Annotated in this window: 16 protein-coding genes; 10 read left to right on the top strand and 6 right to left on the bottom strand. The window is 65.7% G+C overall.

The genetic code is table 11. The annotated features are described in order from the left end of the window. Positions 1–91: 91 nt before the first annotated feature. From AC1DIM_RS15395 to AC1DIM_RS15385, 3 genes are all read right to left on the bottom strand, one after another. On the bottom strand, positions 92–1,351 hold the full coding sequence (locus AC1DIM_RS15395; RefSeq protein ID WP_477711371.1) for an MFS transporter: 1,260 nt from the start codon (positions 1,349–1,351) through the stop codon (positions 92–94). Between the two features lie 77 nt (positions 1,352–1,428). Further along, entirely contained in the window at positions 1,429–2,355 is a 927-nt protein-coding gene (locus AC1DIM_RS15390) for an MBL fold metallo-hydrolase (protein ID WP_477711370.1), read from the bottom strand. A 27-nt stretch (positions 2,356–2,382) separates the two neighbouring features. Continuing rightward, on the bottom strand, positions 2,383–3,762 hold the full coding sequence (locus AC1DIM_RS15385) for an aldehyde dehydrogenase family protein (RefSeq protein ID WP_477711369.1): 1,380 nt from the start codon (positions 3,760–3,762) through the stop codon (positions 2,383–2,385). A 158-nt stretch (positions 3,763–3,920) separates the two neighbouring features. Here AC1DIM_RS15385 and AC1DIM_RS15380 point away from each other — a divergent pair, with 158 nt between their 5' ends. The 4 genes from AC1DIM_RS15380 (at position 3,921) to AC1DIM_RS15365 (ending at position 8,084) form a co-directional block, all read left to right on the top strand. Beyond that, the gene (locus AC1DIM_RS15380; protein WP_477711368.1) at positions 3,921–4,721 is read left to right on the top strand and encodes an SDR family oxidoreductase; all 801 of its coding nucleotides are present in this window, start codon (positions 3,921–3,923) and stop codon (positions 4,719–4,721) included. 144 nt (positions 4,722–4,865) lie between these two features. After that, positions 4,866–5,708, top strand: a complete 843-nt coding sequence (locus AC1DIM_RS15375) for an IclR family transcriptional regulator (RefSeq protein ID WP_477711367.1) — start codon at positions 4,866–4,868, stop codon at positions 5,706–5,708. A gap of 164 nt (positions 5,709–5,872) precedes the next feature. Further along, positions 5,873–6,838, top strand: a complete 966-nt coding sequence (locus tag AC1DIM_RS15370) for a PDR/VanB family oxidoreductase (protein WP_477711366.1) — start codon at positions 5,873–5,875, stop codon at positions 6,836–6,838. Between the two features lie 46 nt (positions 6,839–6,884). Further along, positions 6,885–8,084: a cytochrome P450 gene (locus AC1DIM_RS15365; protein ID WP_477711365.1), complete on the top strand. Its 1,200-nt coding sequence runs from the start codon at positions 6,885–6,887 to the stop codon at positions 8,082–8,084. Positions 8,085–8,106: 22 nt separating this feature from the next. On the opposite strand, the gene AC1DIM_RS15360 is transcribed toward AC1DIM_RS15365, so the two are convergent. The 3 genes from AC1DIM_RS15360 to AC1DIM_RS15350 all read right to left on the bottom strand — a co-directional run bounded on the left by AC1DIM_RS15360 (position 8,107) and on the right by AC1DIM_RS15350 (position 10,434). Next, positions 8,107–9,147 (bottom strand): NAD(P)-dependent alcohol dehydrogenase, encoded by a 1,041-nt coding sequence (locus AC1DIM_RS15360; RefSeq protein WP_477711364.1) that lies wholly within the window; start codon positions 9,145–9,147, stop codon positions 8,107–8,109. A 188-nt stretch (positions 9,148–9,335) separates the two neighbouring features. Further along, the gene (locus tag AC1DIM_RS15355; protein WP_477711363.1) at positions 9,336–10,226 is read right to left on the bottom strand and encodes a helix-turn-helix transcriptional regulator; all 891 of its coding nucleotides are present in this window, start codon (positions 10,224–10,226) and stop codon (positions 9,336–9,338) included. Between the two features lie 61 nt (positions 10,227–10,287). Continuing rightward, a complete protein-coding gene (locus AC1DIM_RS15350; protein ID WP_477711362.1) occupies positions 10,288–10,434 on the bottom strand; it encodes a lmo0937 family membrane protein in 147 nt (48 codons plus the stop codon). Between the two features lie 446 nt (positions 10,435–10,880). Here AC1DIM_RS15350 and AC1DIM_RS15345 point away from each other — a divergent pair, with 446 nt between their 5' ends. The 6 genes from AC1DIM_RS15345 to AC1DIM_RS15320 all read left to right on the top strand — a co-directional run bounded on the left by AC1DIM_RS15345 (position 10,881) and on the right by AC1DIM_RS15320 (position 17,673). Further along, positions 10,881–12,158, top strand: a complete 1,278-nt coding sequence (locus AC1DIM_RS15345) for a cytochrome P450 (protein ID WP_477711361.1) — start codon at positions 10,881–10,883, stop codon at positions 12,156–12,158. A gap of 5 nt (positions 12,159–12,163) precedes the next feature. Further along, entirely contained in the window at positions 12,164–13,240 is a 1,077-nt protein-coding gene (locus AC1DIM_RS15340) for a PEP/pyruvate-binding domain-containing protein (protein ID WP_477711360.1), read from the top strand. 70 nt (positions 13,241–13,310) lie between these two features. Then, positions 13,311–15,179, top strand: coding sequence for a PEP-utilizing enzyme (locus AC1DIM_RS15335; RefSeq protein WP_477711359.1), 1,869 nt, complete (start codon positions 13,311–13,313; stop codon positions 15,177–15,179). Between the two features lie 37 nt (positions 15,180–15,216). Continuing rightward, positions 15,217–15,969 carry an SDR family NAD(P)-dependent oxidoreductase gene (locus tag AC1DIM_RS15330; RefSeq protein WP_477711358.1) on the top strand — a complete coding sequence of 251 codons (753 nt, stop codon included), beginning with the start codon at positions 15,217–15,219 and terminating at the stop codon, positions 15,967–15,969. Between the two features lie 55 nt (positions 15,970–16,024). Then, entirely contained in the window at positions 16,025–16,345 is a 321-nt protein-coding gene (locus AC1DIM_RS15325; RefSeq protein WP_477711357.1) for a 2Fe-2S iron-sulfur cluster-binding protein, read from the top strand. A gap of 2 nt (positions 16,346–16,347) precedes the next feature. Continuing rightward, complete coding sequence (locus AC1DIM_RS15320; protein ID WP_477711356.1) at positions 16,348–17,673, top strand: NAD(P)/FAD-dependent oxidoreductase; 1,326 nt, start codon at positions 16,348–16,350, stop codon at positions 17,671–17,673. Positions 17,674–17,677: the final 4 nt, after the last annotated feature.

The raw sequence follows: 17,677 nt of genomic DNA, 5'->3' as shown, positions 1-17,677 counted from the left end.
CGAGTTTCAGACACGGTTTGCCCAATCGTTGAAGGGGAGTCTTTGCCGGTTTCGCCGGCGTTTCCTCGACTTTATGCTCGTGTGACGGGCCTTACATTTGAGCTTTCCGTTGGGTGGAAAGCCACTTTTCGGAGCGTCGCGCACCGGCGAGGCTAACGCCGTCGGCCCGTCCCAGGAACACCAGCAGAACCATTCCCAGAGTGCTCAGGCCGCACGTCAGCCACCACGTGGTGCCCCAGCCGCCGGTGGTGGTGGCCAGCAGGGCGAAGAGCATGGGCCCCAGAAAGTTTCCCACGTTGAAGATCTGCTGCGTCAGCCCCAGCACGGCGGCTACAGAACCGTCCGCGGGCGCTATGCGCACCGAGTAGCTCGTCACTGCGGCAGGGATGAGGCCCCCGACGGCGGAAAACAGCGCGATGAGGACAACCTGGACGATGATGCCATTCCCGATGCTCTCCCAGCCGACGGCGAACGTGGCCACGGATGCGGCGGCCATCGACAGGAAGGTCCAACAGATAATCTTCCGCTCGGACAGGCCGCGCTGGATCAGTGGTCCGGCGCTGAGGGCCCCGATCGCGTTCACCCCTCCGACCATGGCGCTGAGAATGCCCGGCCACGGACCGTCGAGCCCGGCTGACCGGTAAATTGACGGTAAGAACCCGAGGACCGCCATCCACTGCGCCGTGTAGCAGGCGAACACCACCCCAACGATCCAGGGCCTGCGCGTGGCGATGGTGCGGCCCACCCTGCGGAGTGCCGGGCGGAGCCCTGCCTCGGCGGGGGCCACGTCCTTGGGCACCCGGCGGAGCAGCAGCGGCACCGGGAGCAGCGTCAGGACAGCCATCACCAGCCACCATTCGCGCCAGCCCGCGGCCTGCAGGAACAGGGCACCTGCGGACAGGCCGAGCAGCGTGGCCGTTCCCTGAAACGTGGCCCAGCTGGCCAGTGCAACATTGAGACGCCGCGGCGAGGTCACCTTGCGGATCAGGGCAGGGGCGACCACAACGGCCAGCAGAAAGCCGATGCCCTCCAGTGTGCGGGCTGCCATTAGCCATCCGGTGCTCGGGGCGGCAGCACCCAGGGCGGAGGCGGCGCTGAGCAGCACGAGTCCGGAGATGAGTAGCCGGCGCAGGCCGGCCATCTCACCGCCCACTGCCGTGGCCAGGCCGCCGACCACGCTGGCCAGCTGGATGATCCCGAGCAGCAGCCCGGCCTGTACCAGTGAGGTGCCGAGATCCGCCTGGATGCCCGCCAGCGCGGCCGGAAGTTTCCAAATGTGCATGGCCGCCGCGATGCCCGCAATAAGGACGGCTGGCCAGGCCCCGTCCGCCGTCGCCTTTGTGTCATCCATTGCTGTAGTGTGCGACGGCAATGCCAAAACTGATCCTTGCTTCAGGTGAGGGGCGGTTCCTTTGGGTCGGTTTCGTCTTAGGCGGGGGCCAGGACGGGGCTGTCGATGCGGAAGCGCTGGCCGCTGACGGCTACGTGGACCGGGCCGTCGAAGGTTGAGGAGGCACGGCCGCTCCACCACTGCGGCTCGGCGCGCCCGGCAAGGTGGGAGAGGACCAGGCGGCCCACGCCAGCGGCGGCGGCAACCCGGCCGGCCCCTTCCGGTGCGGTGTGGGCGATCCGCTGGTGGTTCAGGAATTCCGGTGCGAAACCCTTGTCCGCATAGAAATCCAGATTGACGGCTTCATGCACCAGGACGTCCGCACCCTGGGCGAGCACCACCATGGCGTCGCATTCGGCCGTGTCACCGGAGAACACCACGGAGCCGGCGTCGGTCTCGAAGCGGAAAGCCAACGCGGGCCGGACGGGCGGGTGCTCCACCAGGATGCCGGTGACCTTGACCCTGTCATCCTCGTAGACGTCAAAGGGACGGGCCGCCTCCGCGGACCTGTGCGCGGGCGTGGCCAGATCGACGGTGCGCACGAGGGAGGCCAGGTTCGGGCGGGCCTCGTCATGCACCCGGATATCGATGTCGTAGGAGAAGGCCTGCAGGGAGTGGGACACCAACTCGCCGGTGCCCGAGAGGCCGCTGCCGCCGGCGCGGGTGGCATCCTTGCCCGGACCAACAATGGAGACGGGCCCGGTGAAGCCTTCCACCGGATTACCCCAGTTCCACAGCAGGAACCCGGGAAGTTCCACAACGTGGTCCGAGTGCAGGTGGGTGACAAAGCCCGCTACGAAGTCCTTGCCCCGTAGCCCGGCTTCATGGGCCGCGCGGGAGCAGCCCAGGCCAAAGTCCACCATGTAGAAGGCGTCCCCTACAACCAGCGCGCTGGAGATGCCGTTTTCCGGTCCGCGGATGGCCGGGCCGGCGGCGGTGCCAAGAGTAATCAGTTCGACGCTCACAGGAAGTCCTTCTGCAGAATTGTGGGGTCAGGAGTGGGGGCGGCCATTGATGACGCGGGTTTCCAGGTATTCCTCGAGTCCCCAGCGGCCTCGCTCGCGGCCGACGCCGGAAGCCTTCCAGCCGCCGAACGGCGCGTCCGGTTCCACCAGTGTGTGCTGGTTGACCCAGACGGTTCCGGCCTCAATGCGTGAGGCGATGGCGTAGGCCCGTTCCTGGTCGGGGCTCCACACGGAGGCACCCAGCCCGAATTCACCGGCGTTCAGCCCGGCGATGGTCTCGTCGAGGTTGTCGTAGGCCACGATGGGTAGGGCGGCGCCGAACTGTTCCTGTTCAACCAGGTCCATGCCCGGCTCGGCGTCGATCACCACGGTGGGGGAGAGGAAGTAGCCGGGCAGGTCGCAGCCGTGGGTGCCGCCGGTAAGGATGCGGGCGCCGGCGCCCACGGCGGAATCGACCAGGCCGCGGACGAGTTTGAGCTGGGACTCGTTGTGCATCGGGCCCATGGTGGTACCGTCAGCGATCCCGTGGCCCAGCACATGGCGGGCGGCCTCGGCGGCGATGGCCTCAGCCAGTTCAGCGCTGCGGCTGCGCGGGACGTACACACGCTTTACCGCCATGCAGACCTGGCCGGCGTTGCGGAAGGCGCTGCCCACAATACCGCGGGCGGTGACGGAGATGTCGGCGTCGTCCAGGACGATGGCAGGATCGTTTCCGCCGAGTTCCATGGTGACGCGCTTGACGGTGGAAGCAGCCTGCTGGGCGATGGAGATGCCCACCTCCGTGGAACCGGTGAAGGAGATCTTGCGGATGCCGGGCGAGGTGCTCAGGGCAACGTTTACTGTCCGCCGTGAACTGGTGCGGGCCTGCAGGACGCCGGCCGGGAGGACCTCGTTGAGCAGGTTAACCAGGGCGATGGTGGACAGGGGCGTGGACGGCGAGGGCTTGGCGATCACGGTGCAGCCAGCCACCAGGGCGGGGGCAAGCTTGACGCAGAGCAGGGAAATGGGGAAATTCCACGGGGTGATGGTGCCGACGATTCCCACGGGCCGGTACTGGACCTCCAGGCTGCGGTCGGCCCGCGGGGTGAGGTGCTGGGCCTCGTCCCAGTCGAGGTCCGCATAGTATTCGAAAAGGTTGGCTGCCACGGAGAACTCACCGGCGGCGTCCGCCTTGGGCTTTCCCTGTTCCCGGGAGAGCAGCGTGGCCAGCGCCTCAAGGTCGCGGCGGATCAGTGCGGCGCCTGCCCGGAGGGCGCTGCGGCGCACTTCCCGGTCCGCGGACCAGCCGGATGAGGCTTCGCGGGCCGCCGCAACCGCCAGCTCAACGTCCTCTGCTGTGTTTTCCGGAGCGTATCCAACTAGTTCGAGGGTGGCCGGGTCGTGGACCTCGTACTGGGCTGCCGTCATGGTTTGTCCTTTCGGCCGGGAGGGAATTCTCATCCCAGTGTCATGGCACCGGTCACATCCGTGTGCGGTCTTTCCATCCAACGGAAAGCGCGCGCCAGGGACTGGCGCCCGCTTGCCACTATTGAGTGAAGCACGTCACGCACTATCGAGGAGTCTGCATGTCCCAGGAGCAACTGCCCATCGTACTCACCGGGGTTTCCTCCGGAATCGGGGCCCGGACGGCCCGGATCCTCGCCAGCCGCGGGGTGCCGTTGATCGGCATTGACCGTAACGCGCCAACGGAGTTCAGCGGCACGTTTGTGCAGGCGGATCTTTCCAGCCAGGCGGGCATTACCGCCGCTGCTGAAGCCGTCGCGGCCGCAGCGCCAATCGGCATCGGGGGTCTGGCGAACATCGCCGGAGTCCCCGGCACCGCACCTTGGCGGACTGTGCTGGCCGTCAACGTCTTCGGGGTCCGCGGGCTGGTCCGGGCGCTTGCACCCCTGCTTGGCGAGGGTTCCGCGGTGGTGAATCTCGCCTCCAGCGTTGCCGTGAACTGGCGGGAGGCCAAGGCGAAGTGTTCCGCTTTCGCGCTCGCGGATGATGAGGCTGCCGCCCTGGAGTCCGTTGCCGGCGACGAGGAGATCACCGGCGAGTCCTACCTCTTCTCCAAGCAGTGCGTCCGGTTCCTCACCGAGCATCTGGCCGCCGAGCTGCTGCCGCAGCGGATCCGCGTCAACAGCGTCAGCCCGGGGCCCGTGGCGACCCCCATCCTCGAGGACTTCAAAAAAGACCATGGCCGCGACAAGGTGGAGGGCGCCGGCGCCCTGCTGGGCCGCTTCGGCGACCCGGACGACATCGCCCCTGTCATCGACTTCCTGCTCCGCCCCGAATCGGGTTGGGTGAACGGTTCGGATATCCGCGTGGATGGCGGCCTGGGTGCATACCGCGGCTCGGGGCTCGCCGCTGTGGCCGGCTGAACGCCGCCGTCACACGGCGGATGCATTAATGTACGACGCCGGTGCCTCGCCTTTCGCATAAGGGGGCGCCTGCGTCGGGCCTAAAATAGCAGGATGCAGCGCTGCGCCACGTACAGCGCTCTCCAGCACTCAGAAGGGTGACCCATGGCAAACGCTGCCCCGGCAGGCCGGACCACCCGACGCCCGGTTACGACGGCGGCCGCGCCCAAGCTTCCGGCCCCGCCCGGCGGTGCTGCCACCAACCCGGCGGCCAGCGTCACCTCACGCGCCCTCGCGTTGCTGGGCACCTTCGATGCCGAGCACTCGGTCCAAAGCCTCAGCGCCATGGCCCGGCGGGCAGGGCTGCCGGTGGCCACCGCGCACCGCCTGGCCGGTGAGCTGGTGGCGTGGGGCGGCCTGGAAAAGGTGAACGCCGAATATCGCGTCGGCCAGCGCATCTGGCGGCTGGGCCTGCTGGCCCCCGCGCAGCAGAATATCGCCGAGGTGGCGGCTCCCTTTATGCAGGACGTCCTTTTCGTCACCCACAACGTGGTGAACCTGTTCATTCTGGACGGGGAAGAGGTCCTGCTGGTGGAGCGCATGTCCGGCACCGGCGCGGGCCAGCCGTTCAGGCGCGTGGGCGCACGCCTGCCGCTGCACGCAAGTGCCGCGGGTAAAATCATGCTCGCCCACGGGGCCAAGGACCTGTTTTCCTCCGCTGTCCAGCGGCTGGAGCCGCACACGCCCCGCACCATCACGAACCCCGGACTGCTGGCCGCCGAGATTGAACGGGTCCGGGCCAATGGCTACGCCACCACGGAAGAAGAGGCTGGACCGGACAACTACGGCCTGGCGGTCCCGGTATTTCTGCCGAACAAGCAGGTCGTGGCCGCGCTGGGAATCGTCACCCGCGGCCGCCCGGCGCCGGTAGGCAGTGTGGTTCCCGTGCTCAACATCGCTGCGCGGGGAATTGCACGGCGGCTGGGTGTGGAGCACCTGCCGCAATAGTTCTGACGCTCCCGCCCGCGGCAGGCCAGTCTTTCCGTTGGATGGAAAGCAGCGCACCGCCTGTGGCGTGGAACACCTAACCTCAAGTAAGACCTCAAAGCGGCCAGATCTCCGGCCGAAGCCTGCTTTGCGGGCACGCCGTTCCAAAGGAAGTGAAGAGCCCCATGAGTGCATCTGCAGGAGCCACCATCGACGCCGTCGTCGACCAGGTGGACATCGCGGCGGACCAGGTGGTCTCCCTGGTGCTGAGGAGGGCCGACGGCCAGCCGTTCCAGCCCTGGCAGCCGGGCGCACACATCGATGTCCATGTCGGCGATGGCCTGGTTCGCCAGTACTCCCTGTGTTCCTCGCCGGATGAGCTGGACCACCTGCGGATTGGTGTGCTGCATGTGCCGGATTCCCGCGGCGGATCAAAGGCAGTGCACGCCCTGCTTTCCGGGACGCCACTGACCATCTCCGAGCCACGCAACAACTTCCCCATGCGTGAATCGCGGCGCTACCTCTTCATCGCGGGCGGCATCGGCATCACGCCGCTGATTCCGATGCTTGAGGCGGCCGAGGCTGGCGGCAAGGAATGGACCCTTATCTATGGCGGCCGGAGCCGGAACACCATGGCTTTTGCACAGCAACTGGAGGATCGGTACGGCCCGGACCGTGTCCGCATCATCGCGGAGGACGAGGTTGGCCGCCTGGACCTGGATCAGATCCTCGGCATGCCGCGGGCACACATGCTGGTCTACGCGTGCGGCCCCGGCGGGCTGCTCGGCGCGGTGGAGGAACGCTGCATGGGCTGGCCTCCGGGCGCCCTGCACACCGAACGTTTCGTGGCCTCCTCACTAGGTGCCGCCGCGGCCAACGCCCCGTTCGAGGTGGAGCTGGCCCGGACCGGGACCACCGTGACCGTGCCCAACGACAAGACCATCCTCGAAGCCGTGGAGGAAGTGGGCGTACGCGTCCTGTCCTCCTGCCGCGGCGGATTGTGCGGCACCTGCGAAACCCAGATCATTTCGGGTGAGCCGGAGCACCGCGACGCTGTGCTGTCGGAAGAGGACCGTGAAGCCGGCGAGGTGATGCTGGTGTGCGTTTCCCGCGCCGCTGCCGGTTGCCCGCGCCTCGTCCTGGATCTATAGCCACCACTTCCATCCCGCCAAGTTTTCGTTCCCAGGAGTGTTTCCCATGACCGCTACCACCCATGAAGCCAACGTATTGGGCGAGGATCCGTTCGACACGGCGAACCTCCTGGACCCGTACCCGTTCCTGGGACGGCTCCGCGATGCCGGCGCCGTCTCTTATTTGGAGAGCACCGGCAGTTACGCCGTAGCCGGGTATCAGGAGGTCTATGAGGTCCTGACGGATTTCGAAACCTACATCTCCTCCGGCGGGCTGGGCCCGCGGGACATCCGGAAGGATTCGGGCTGGCGTCCGCCCAGCATCCTGGAATCGGATCCGCCCATCCACACCGTGATGCGCCGGGCGCTGACCGGCGTGATCAATCCCAGTACAGTCCGCGCCCTCCGCGAGCCGTTCACGCCGCCCGCCGTGGAGCTGACGGAGCAGTTGGCGCAACGGGGGACCTTCGACGCCATCACGGACCTCGCCGAAAAGTACCCCCTGCGTGTCTTCCCGGACGCGGTGGGGATTCCCGACGTCGGCCGTGAACATTTGCTGCCCTACGGCAACATGGTGTTCAACGCGTTCGGCCCGGAAAACTACATCTTCAAGCAGGCTTTCGCCCAAGGCGATGAGCACGCTGCCGCGGTGATGCGGAACTGCCAGCGCGAAAACCTGGACGACGTCGGCTTTGGCGCCCAGATCTGGAAGCGCGTGGAGGACGGCCTGATCACCGAGCAACAGGCCACGCTGCTGGTCCGCGCCTTGCTGTCCGCGGGAGTGGACACCACGATCTTCGGCATCGGGAACACACTCTCGGTGCTGGCCCGATACCCGGAGGCCTGGGCCCAGCTGCGGGACAACCCGAAAATGGCGAAATTTGCCGTGGATGAGGCGCTGCGCCTGGAATCACCGTTCCAAAAGTTCCACCGGACCGTGGCCATGGACACCGTTCTGGGCGGGGTGCATCTGCCCGCCGGCGCCAAGGTCCTGGTGTTCCTCGGGGCCGCGAACCGTGACCCGCGCAAGTGGGGAGAGAACGCCGATGAGTTCGATCTCAACCGCAATGCGTCGGGCCACGTCGCGTTTGGCATGGGCCTGCACCAGTGCGTGGGGCAGCCCATCGCCCGGCTCGAAATGGAAATCGTGCTGCAGCAGCTGCTCCAGCGGGTAGCCACCATCGAGCCGGACGGTGCACCGGTGCCGATCCTGCACAACGTGCTCCGCGGGTTCGAGTCCCTGCCGGTCCGGATCACGGCCGCTTAGCTTCCTGTCGGCCGCGTGCGCTTTAGAGCGTCGACGTGTCGATCACGAAGCGGTAGCGGACATCCGAAGCGAGGACGCGCTCGTAGGCGTCGTTGATCTTCCCGGCGGGGATGACCTCGATCTCAGCGCCGAGGTTGTGCTCGGCGCAGAAGTCGAGCATTTCCTGGGTCTCGCGGATGCCGCCAATCATGGAACCGGCGAAGGAGCGGCGGCCGCCGATGAGGGCGAACGCGTTCACGGGGAGCGGCTCGGCCGGTGCGCCGACGTTGACCAGGGCGCCGTCGAGGGACAGCAGCTGCAGGTAGGAGCTGATGTCGATGGAGGCGCTGACGGTGTTGATGATCAGGTCGAAGCTGCCGGCAAGATCCGTGAAGGTGGTTTCGTCGCTGGTGGCGTAGTAGTGGTCCGCGCCCATCTTCAGGCCGTCTTCCTGCTTCTTCAGCGACTGCGAGAGGACGGTGACCTCGGCGCCCATCGCATGGGCGAGCTTGACGGCCATGTGGCCGAGTCCGCCGAGGCCGACGACGGCAACATTCTTCCCGGGACCCGCGCCCCAGTGCCGCAAGGGGGAATACGTGGTGATGCCCGCGCACAAAAGGGGAGCGGCGACGTCGAGCTCGATGCCCTCGGGGATGGTGAGCACGAAGTCTTCGGTGACGACGACGTGGGTGGAATAACCGCCCTGGGTGATGGTGCCGTTGCGGTCCACGGCGCCGTACGTGCCGGTGTTGCCCTTGAGGCAGTACTGCTCCTCACCCTTCTTGCAGTTGACGCATTCGCCGCAGGAGTTGACCATGCAGCCGACGCCGACACGATCGCCGACGGAATGCTTGGTGACGGCGCTGCCGACCTCGGTGACGATGCCGGCGATCTCGTGGCCGGGGACCAGCGGGTACTGCTGCGGGCCCCAGTCGCCGCGGACGGTGTGGATGTCCGAGTGGCAGATGCCGGCGAACTTGATCTCGATCAGAACATCGTGCGGGCCGACGTCGCGGCGCTCGATGGTGGTGGGGACGAGGTCTCCGTCGGCGGACGGGGCGGCGTAGGCGTTAGCGATAAGCAATATTTCTCCTATTTAACAGCGAACAGGCAGCTTTGGGATGGAGCTGCTGAGTTTCTGGGCCTTGCGGCGGGTGGCGCCATGCGGGCACTATTCCATCAAAGCGCATCGCGCAGATCTGAGGGAGTCTCTGCCTTGAGGGGTACTGGCAGGGCCTCCCTCGGAATTTTGCCGGCGTGCGGTGTGGACCCCTAGAGGCGCCGGGCAGGCGTCTGCGCGGTCTGCGCGAGGCTTTCCGTTGCGGCCCAGGAAGCGAGGAGCTTGAGGGCTTCCTCTGCAGGGCTGCCCGGGACGGCAGGGTAAACCGTCAGGGTGTGGCCGGGGTCCTCATCCAGTTCCAGGACCTGGTAGTCCAGTTCGAGGAGCCCCACCACCGGGTGCTGGAACAGCTTTGTGCCGGAGTAGTGCCGCCGGACGTTGTGCGCTGCCCATCGGGTGCGGAAGTCGTCGCTGCGCATCGAGAGTTCGCCAACGAGTTCGGCAATGCCTTTGTCGTGCGGATTGCGGCCTGCTTCGCGGCGGAGGATGGCCACGTTGGCGCTGGCCGCGCTGTTCCAGTCGGTATAGAAGTTATGCGAACGCGGGTCCAGGAAGATGAACCGCGAGTGGTTTGCCGGCCGTGCCGGACCGCGGTACATGTCCGAGTACAGGGCGTAACCCAAAGTGTTGGCGGCCACGATGTCCAGCCGGTTGTTTCCGATGAACGCCGGTGCGCCGGTGATGGCGTCCAGCAGGTGCTGCAGCACGGGGCGCACACCTTGTGCTGTGGCGTTTGCAGGACTGCGCTTGCGGCCTGAGGTGGTGGCCGTGCGTGCCAGGTCATAGAGGTGATCGTGCTCCGCCCGGTCCAGTTCGAGTGCGCGGGCGATTGCATCGAGGACGCTGTCCGAGACTCCGGCCAGGTTTCCGCGTTCCAGGCGCGTGTAGTACTCGACGCTTACGCCGGCCAGGCGGGCAACTTCTTCCCGCCGCAGTCCGGGCACGCGGCGCCGGCCGCCGTACGGTTCGAGGCCTGCCTGTTCCGGGGTGATGCGCGCGCGGCGGGAGGACAGGAACTGCCGTACCTCTGCTCGGTTATCCATACCGATCACGTTACGGCGAATCCGGGAACGGGTGGGAGGTTCTGTTGGGGCCTGCTTGTAGTCAGGCGCGGGACCTGCCACGAACGAAATGGAAGATCAGGACAACCACTGCGATAACCAAAAGTATGTGAATAAGCCCGCCGCCGATATTGGCGAGCAGGCCCACAAGCCAGAGGACTGCAATGATGATGGCTATCCAAAGCAACATGGAACTCTCCTTCGTTTCGCTTGGTCAGGGGCTGACCCGGCCTAAGCACCACTCGGTATCGCGTGGTGGGTATCACCATATTTCACAATTGGGCTACTGGAAATGGCAAAACACTAAGTAGGCTGCATAAATTTTTCGGGTGCCCGTATGCGGCTGAGGCAAGTTGGCCGCGATGAGCGGGAGGCTGATGAAGGCGACGCCAACCTGACGGCGTGTCCGTTGTCCCCATCCGATTCCGACCGGTCGGGGCAAGCAGCCTCTGAGCAGCCATTTCATTGCCGTCAACATGCGGGGGGCCGCTCCGAGCCCTGCAGCCCAACAAACAGTTCACTTCCATCCAGTGGAAGTAGGGCCTACCCAATCGCCGGTGATGTGGACCACACTGGAGCCTAAGAAGCCTGCCACCCCACCAAGTGCCCGGCGGAACCAAATCACCAGGAGTCAAGATGTCATCGTCGACAGAAACGGCCGGCCGCTGTCCCTTCGGCCACGGCGCGGAAGCCCCAGCCGGGCACCACGGCTACGAGCCCTTCCAGATGAAGAATCCCTTCACTGCCTACGCTGAGCTCCGGACCGAACAGCCCGTCATGTTCGACGAGCGTGTAGGGCTCTATGTTGTTTCCCGCTATGACGACATCAAGGCCGTCTTCGAGGACTGGGAAACCTTCTCTAGCGAAAACGCCCAGGCCCCGGTCCGGGAACGCGGGGCCGCCGCGAAGAAGATCATGGAGGACGGCGGTTTCACCGCCTACTCTGGCCTGTCCGCCCGCCGCCCGCCGGAGCACACCCGGATCCGCGCCGTGGTCCAGAAGGCCTTCACCCCCCGCCGCTACAAGGCGCTGGAGCCCTTCATCCGGCAAAACGTGGTGGCCCTCATCGAAACGATGCTGGCCCGCCCCGAACGCCGCGGCGACCTCGTCAAAGACCTCGCCTACGACGTCCCCACCATCACCATCCTGACCCTCATCGGCGCGGACGTCTCCCAGGTGGACACCTTCAAGCGGTGGTCCGATTCCCGGGCCGCCATGACCTGGGGTGACCTGAGTGACGAGGAACAGATCCCGCACGCCCACAACCTCGTGGAGTACTGGCAGGAATGCCTGCGTCTGGTCCGCGTTGCCCACGAACAGGGCGGCGACAACCTCACCGGAGACCTGGTCAAAGCGCAGCATGAAGGAGCAGAAATCTCGGACCATGAGATCGCGTCCGTCCTCTACAGCCTGCTCTTCGCCGGCCATGAAACCACCACCACGCTTATTTCCAACGCCCTGCGCGAACTGCTGGCACGTCCCGAGCAGTGGCAGCAGTTGGTGGCGGATCCAAAGAAGATCCCCGCCGCCATCGACGAGGTCCTCCGCTACGCCGGCTCCATCGTCGGCTGGCGCCGGAAGGCCCTGAAGGACACCGAAGTGGGCGGCGTTGCCATCGAGGAAGGCTCCCAGCTGCTGCTCCTGATGGGGTCGGCCAACCGCGACGAAAGCAAGTTCGAAGCCGGCGAGGACTTCGACATCACCCGCCCCAACGCCCGCGAGCACCTCTCCTTCGGCTTCGGAATCCACTACTGCCTGGGCAACATGCTCGCCAAGCTCCAGGCCAAAATCGCCCTCGAGGAAGTGGCCCGGCTCGCCCCGGAGCTCCAGCTGGAAGATCCGGAGGCCATCGCCTTCCGCGAAAACCTCTCCTTCCGTGTTCCCGAGACCGTTCCTGTCAGTTGGAAGGCCTAACCACCATGCAGAGCAATGAATACGTCCAGTTCTTCGATGGCGGCATCGAACCGACCCTTGAAAATCTCGGCGGCAAGGGCGCATCTCTGGTCACCATGACCTCCGCCGGCATGCCCGTCCCGCCCGGCTTTGTGGTCACCACGGCGCAGTTCGATGCATTTATGCACGAAGCCGGAATCACCGAGGAGATCCACCGGCTCCTGGCCGGCCTCGATCCCGAGGATACGGTCCAGGTGGACAAGGTGTCGGCAACCATCCGCGAGGACATCTGCTCCCGGCCGGTGCCGCAGGCCATGCGCGAACTCACCATCAGCGCTTTTGAGTCCTTGATGAACCGCTTCGACGCACCCGTCCCGGTCGCGGTAAGGTCCAGCGCCACGGCGGAGGACCTGCCGGATGCCTCCTTCGCCGGCCAGCAGGACACTTACCTTTGGCTTGAAGGCGTCAAGGCCGTGACCGAGCACATCCGTCAGTGCTGGGCATCGCTGTTCACCTCCCGGGCCATCATCTACCGGCTCAAGAACAGCATCCCCAACGAGGGCCTCTCCATGGCCGTCGTGGTCCAGAAGATGGTCAACGCCCGCGTCTCCGGCGTCGCCATCACCATGGACCCCACCAACGGCGACCGCTCCAAGATCACCGTTGACTCCTCCTACGGGGTAGGCGAGATGGTGGTGTCCGGCCAGGTCACGCCGGACAACATCAAGCTGGACAAGGTCACGCTCGCCGTCGTGAACGAACACCTCGGCGACAAGCACGCTGAACTCGTACCGGATAAGGGCGCCAAGCGCCTCGTGGAACGCGAGGTCGACGCCGAACGCCGCGGCCGCCGCAGCCTCACCGATGCGGAACTCACCGCCGTCGCCCAGATGGCCAAGCGGGCCGAGAAGCACTACAAGTGCCCGCAGGACATCGAATGGGCCCTCGACGCGGACCTGCCCGACGGTGAAAACCTGCTGCTTCTCCAGTCCCGCCCGGAGACCGTCCACTCCTCCAAACCCACCCAGACCGCCTCGCAGCCCGTTGTCTCCGGCGGCTACTTCAGCGGCTTTAGTGCCACCGTTCCCAAGCAGGCCGTTTAGCTCCCCGAAATCCCTGTCAGCCCGCTTTCCCAACCAAGGCTCACCGTTGAGCCCTTTTGAAAGGACCGCCATGTCCCTGAAGTCCTTCCCCAAACCCTCCGAGCTCACGGTCCCCGCCGGCGCCGAGGGCTGGGAAAAGATCTACCCGTATTATCTGGTCTTCCAGGACAAACTCAAGGAGCAGGAGGACGCCAAGTTCTGGTTCTGTGACAGCCAGCATTGGCCCACCGTTTTTAAGCCCTTTGAGACCATCGGCGGCGAGTTTGCGGTCAAGTGCCTGGGCCAGTACAACGCCCGGCACCTGATGATCCCCAACGCCAATGGCATCGAGTTCCGCATCCATCTGGGCTACCTCTACATGTCGCCCATCCCGGTGCCGGAGGATCAGATCGCCGCCCGCGTGCCGCTGTTCGAGCAGCGTGTGGGCCACTATTTCCAGAACTGGGAGCAGCTGCTGAAGGACTGGCACGTCAAGGTCAAGGGCACCATCGACGAGATGGAGACCATCTCCTTTCCCAAGCTCCCGGATATGGTCCCGATGGAGGACATCACGTCGGGCAAGGGCAAGGACGGGTCTGAGAAGCTGCTGGAAAGCTACGACCGCCTCATCCAGCTCGCCTACCAGAACTGGCAGTACCACTTCGAATTCCTGAACCTGGGCTACATCGCCTACCTGGACTTCTTCAACTTCTGCAAGCAGGTCTTCCCCAATGTTCCTGACCAGTCCATAGCCACCATGGTGCAGGGCGTGGACATGGAACTCTTCCGCCCGGACGACGAGCTCAAGGGGCTCGCCAAGCTGGCCGTCGAGCTTGGGCTGCAGGCCCACTTCGGGAACACGGACGACGTCGATGCCACCCTGGGTGCCATCGCTTCGGCTCCCGGCGGGGATCAGTGGATGGCACAGTACGAGGGTGCCAAGGACCCGTGGTTCAACTTCACCGTGGGCAACGGCTTCTACGGCCACGACAAGTACTGGAACGAACACCAGGAAATCCCGCTCGGCTACATCGCGGACTACATCCGCCGCGTGGACGAAGGCCAGGAAATCATGCGCCCCGTCGAGGCCCTCATCGCTGAACGCGACCGCATCATTGAGGAATACCGCGACCTGCTCGAAGGTGACAACCAGGCGCTCTTCGATGCCAAGCGCGGTCTCGCCGCCACCGCCTACCCGTACGTGGAGAACCACAACTTCTACATCGAGCACTGGACCATGGGCGTCTTCTGGCGCAAGATCCGCGAGCTGTCCCGCATGATGCAGGCCGAGGGCTTCTGGACCGAACCGGACGATCTGCTCTACCTGGGCCGCAACGAGGTCCGCGACGCACTCTTTGACCTGGTCACCGGCTGGGGCGTGGGTGCCAAGCCCATCGGCCCGGACTACTGGCCGGAGGAAATCGAGCGTCGCCGCGGCATCGTGGACGCGCTCAAGACCGCCCGCCCCGCCCCGGCCCTGAACACCCCGCCGGAAATCATCACCGAACCATTCACCCGGATGCTCTGGGGCATCACCACCGAGCAGGTCCAGCAGTGGCTGGGCGCCGGCGAAGAAGTGGAGGGCGGCGGACTGCGCGGGATGGCCGCATCCCCCGGCGTGGTGGAAGGCCTGGCCCGCGTGATCACCGATGCCGACCAGCTCTCCGAGATCCAGCAGGGCGAGATCCTGGTGGCTACCGTGACGGCACCGTCCTGGGGGCCGATCTTTGGCAAGATCAAGGCCACCGTCACGGACATCGGCGGCATGATGAGCCACGCGGCAATCGTCTGCCGCGAGTACGGACTGCCCGCCGTGACCGGAACCGGTTCGGCATCGACCACCATCAAGACCGGCCAGCGGCTGCGCGTTGACGGAACGAAAGGAACTGTCCAGATCCTCGACGCCGAGGAGGACCTAGTAGTGACCGGCCCCGGCGCCCACAGCCACAGCCATGTCTGAGCTCAATATGCCTAGTGAAGAATATGCGGCTGGAGGCATGGACGCGGTCACAAACCGGACCGTCCTGATCACCGGTGCCGCCGGCGGGCTGGGCCGGGCGTTCGCGCTCGGCTTCGCCGGCCGGGGGTACCGCGTGGCGGTGGCCGACATCAACATCGAGGGTGCGGAGCAAACGGCCAAACTGGTCCGCGAGCTCGGTGCCGAAGCCGCTGCGTTCGCGGCGGACGTGACCAGTGTGGACTCCACGGAGGACCTCGCAAAAAGCTGCGCGGACTTCGGAAACGGAAGCATCGACGTCGTAATTAACAACGCCGCGGTGTACGCAACGGTGACGCGCACCCCGTTCGAGGATATTGATCCGGCCGAATGGGACCTGGTGATGAACGTGAACCTCAAGGGCCCCTGGCTGATGACCCGCGCCGCGAGTCCGTACCTGCCGGAGGGCGGGCGCGTCATCAACCTCTCCAGTGCCACGATCTTCAGCGGCTCGGAGCAGTGGCTGCACTACGTCGCCTCCAAGGGCGGCGTAGTGGCCATGACCCGGGTCATGGCGAAGGAACTGGGCCGGCGGGGGATCACGGTCAACGCGATCGCCCCCGGCTTCACCCTCACCGAGGCCAGTTACGGACTGATGGAAAACGCCGAAAACTACGGCGTGGACCGCGGTGCCATCAAGCGGGCCAGCCAGCCGGAGGACATCGTGGGAGCCGCGCTCTTCCTCGCCGGACCCGACAGCTCGTACTACACGGGCCAGACCATGGTGGTGGACGGCGGCCGGCAGTTCATCTGACTGCCCGGCTGACCATCCACTCCACCTCAATCAACTTCAATTCAAAGGAGGACCCATGCCAACGGTTCACTTCACCGATGCAGAAGGCGCCGTCCGCGACGTCGAGGGCAACGTGGGCGACTCGGTCATGGAAACCGCGGTGCGCAACGGCGTTCCCGGCATCGTGGCAGAGTGCGGCGGCTCGCTGTCCTGCGCCACCTGCCACGTCTTTGTCCGGGAGGACTGCTTTTCGCAGCTTCCGCCGATGGAGGACATGGAGGACKAGATGCTCTACGGCACCGCAGTGGACCGCGAGGACAACTCCCGGCTGTCCTGCCAGCTGCGCCTGACGGACGGGAACGAACTGTTCGTCACCACCCCGGAAACCCAGGTGTAGCCGTGGGCACCCAAGCAGCGGAACAGCCGGTCAGCATCACCACAAGCGCCGCCACCGTCCCCACCCGGACCGGGCTTCTCATCATCGGCGCGAGCCAGTCGGGCGTCCAGCTCGCGGTGTCGCTCCGGGCCCTGGGCTTTGACGAGCACATCACGTTGCTGGGCGACGAGGACCACCGGCCGTACCAGCGGCCGGCGCTGTCCAAGGAGTTCCTGCAGGGCACAGTGGAGAGCGAATCGTTGATTTTCCGCTCCAACGACTACTGGGCCGAGCACAATGTGGAACTGGTCAAGGGCGAGTATATTGTCCGGATCGACAAGGAAGCGGACGGATCCGGGGTGGCGCACGCGTCCTCCGGCCGGGAGTTCCCCTTCAAGCGGCTGGCCCTGACTGTGGGTGCTCGCGCACGCAAGCTGGAGATCGACGGCGGGGACCTCGACGGCGTGCTGTACCTCCGCAATGCCGACGACGCCCTGGCGCTCAAGGCCCGGGTAGGCGACGCCACCGACGTGGTGGTGATCGGCGGCGGGTTCATCGGCCTCGAGGCCGCGTCCAGCCTGCAGAAAATGGGCAAAAACGTGACCGTTCTTGAGTTCGGGCCGCGGCTGGTTGGCCGTGCTGTGGGGGAGGAGACTGCCGAGTACTTCCTGCAGGCGCACCGCTCCCGCGGTTTGGACATCCGGCTCAACACGAGTGCTGCGCGGTTCGCCCCGGACACGGCCGCAGGCAAGGAACAGACGTCAGTCGCCGCCGTCGAGCTCCAGGACGGGACGGTGCTGCCGGCGCAGATCGTGCTGATCGGCATCGGCGTCATCCCCAATACCCAGCTGGCCGAACAGCTGGGCCTGGCCGTGGACAACGGAGTGGTGGTTGACAGGTTCGCGCTTGCCTCGGACGGCACCACCGTGGCCGTGGGGGACGTGGCCAACATGCCCAACCCCGTGCCCGGCTCGGAGCAGGGGGAACGGATCCGGTTGGAGAGCGTCAACAACGCCATCGAGCATGCCAAGGTGGCCGCGTACTCGCTCACGGGCCGGCGTGAGGAGTACGCCGGTATCCCGTGGTTCTGGTCGAACCAGGCCGACCTCAAGCTGCAGATCGCGGGCCTCTGCAACGGCTTCGATGCGACCGTGCTCCGGCGCGACGAGGAACGCGGGAAGTTCAGCGTCCTCTACTACCGCCAGGGCAGGATCATCGCTGCGGACTGCGTCAATGCCCCGCTGGATTTCATGGCCGTGAAGAACGCGCTGGCCAAGGACCAGAACATCCCGGCGGACGCCGCGGCGGACCCCGCCACGCAACTCAAGACCATCACCACGGACAGCTAACTGC

The sequence above is a fragment of the Pseudarthrobacter sp. 01T43 genome, assembly GCF_056398665.1.
Note: the sequence above shows the minus strand (reverse complement) of the source record. Positions and strands in the feature narration are given on the sequence as shown.

Bases quoted from the DNA above. Each gene is read 5' to 3' on its own strand.
- AC1DIM_RS15395 (WP_477711371.1), bottom strand. From the start codon at position 1,351: ATGGATGACACAAAGGCGACGGCGGACGGGGCCTGGCCAGCCGTCCTT.
- AC1DIM_RS15385 (WP_477711369.1), bottom strand. From the start codon at position 3,762: ATGACGGCAGCCCAGTACGAGGTCCACGACCCGGCCACCCTCGAACTA.
- AC1DIM_RS15380 (WP_477711368.1), top strand. From the start codon at position 3,921: ATGTCCCAGGAGCAACTGCCCATCGTACTCACCGGGGTTTCCTCCGGA.
- AC1DIM_RS15375 (WP_477711367.1), top strand. From the start codon at position 4,866: ATGGCAAACGCTGCCCCGGCAGGCCGGACCACCCGACGCCCGGTTACG.
- AC1DIM_RS15370 (WP_477711366.1), top strand. From the start codon at position 5,873: ATGAGTGCATCTGCAGGAGCCACCATCGACGCCGTCGTCGACCAGGTG.
- AC1DIM_RS15365 (WP_477711365.1), top strand. From the start codon at position 6,885: ATGACCGCTACCACCCATGAAGCCAACGTATTGGGCGAGGATCCGTTC.
- AC1DIM_RS15355 (WP_477711363.1), bottom strand. From the start codon at position 10,226: ATGGATAACCGAGCAGAGGTACGGCAGTTCCTGTCCTCCCGCCGCGCG.
- AC1DIM_RS15350 (WP_477711362.1), bottom strand. From the start codon at position 10,434: ATGTTGCTTTGGATAGCCATCATCATTGCAGTCCTCTGGCTTGTGGGC.
- AC1DIM_RS15345 (WP_477711361.1), top strand. From the start codon at position 10,881: ATGTCATCGTCGACAGAAACGGCCGGCCGCTGTCCCTTCGGCCACGGC.
- AC1DIM_RS15340 (WP_477711360.1), top strand. From the start codon at position 12,164: ATGCAGAGCAATGAATACGTCCAGTTCTTCGATGGCGGCATCGAACCG.
- AC1DIM_RS15335 (WP_477711359.1), top strand. From the start codon at position 13,311: ATGTCCCTGAAGTCCTTCCCCAAACCCTCCGAGCTCACGGTCCCCGCC.
- AC1DIM_RS15330 (WP_477711358.1), top strand. From the start codon at position 15,217: ATGGACGCGGTCACAAACCGGACCGTCCTGATCACCGGTGCCGCCGGC.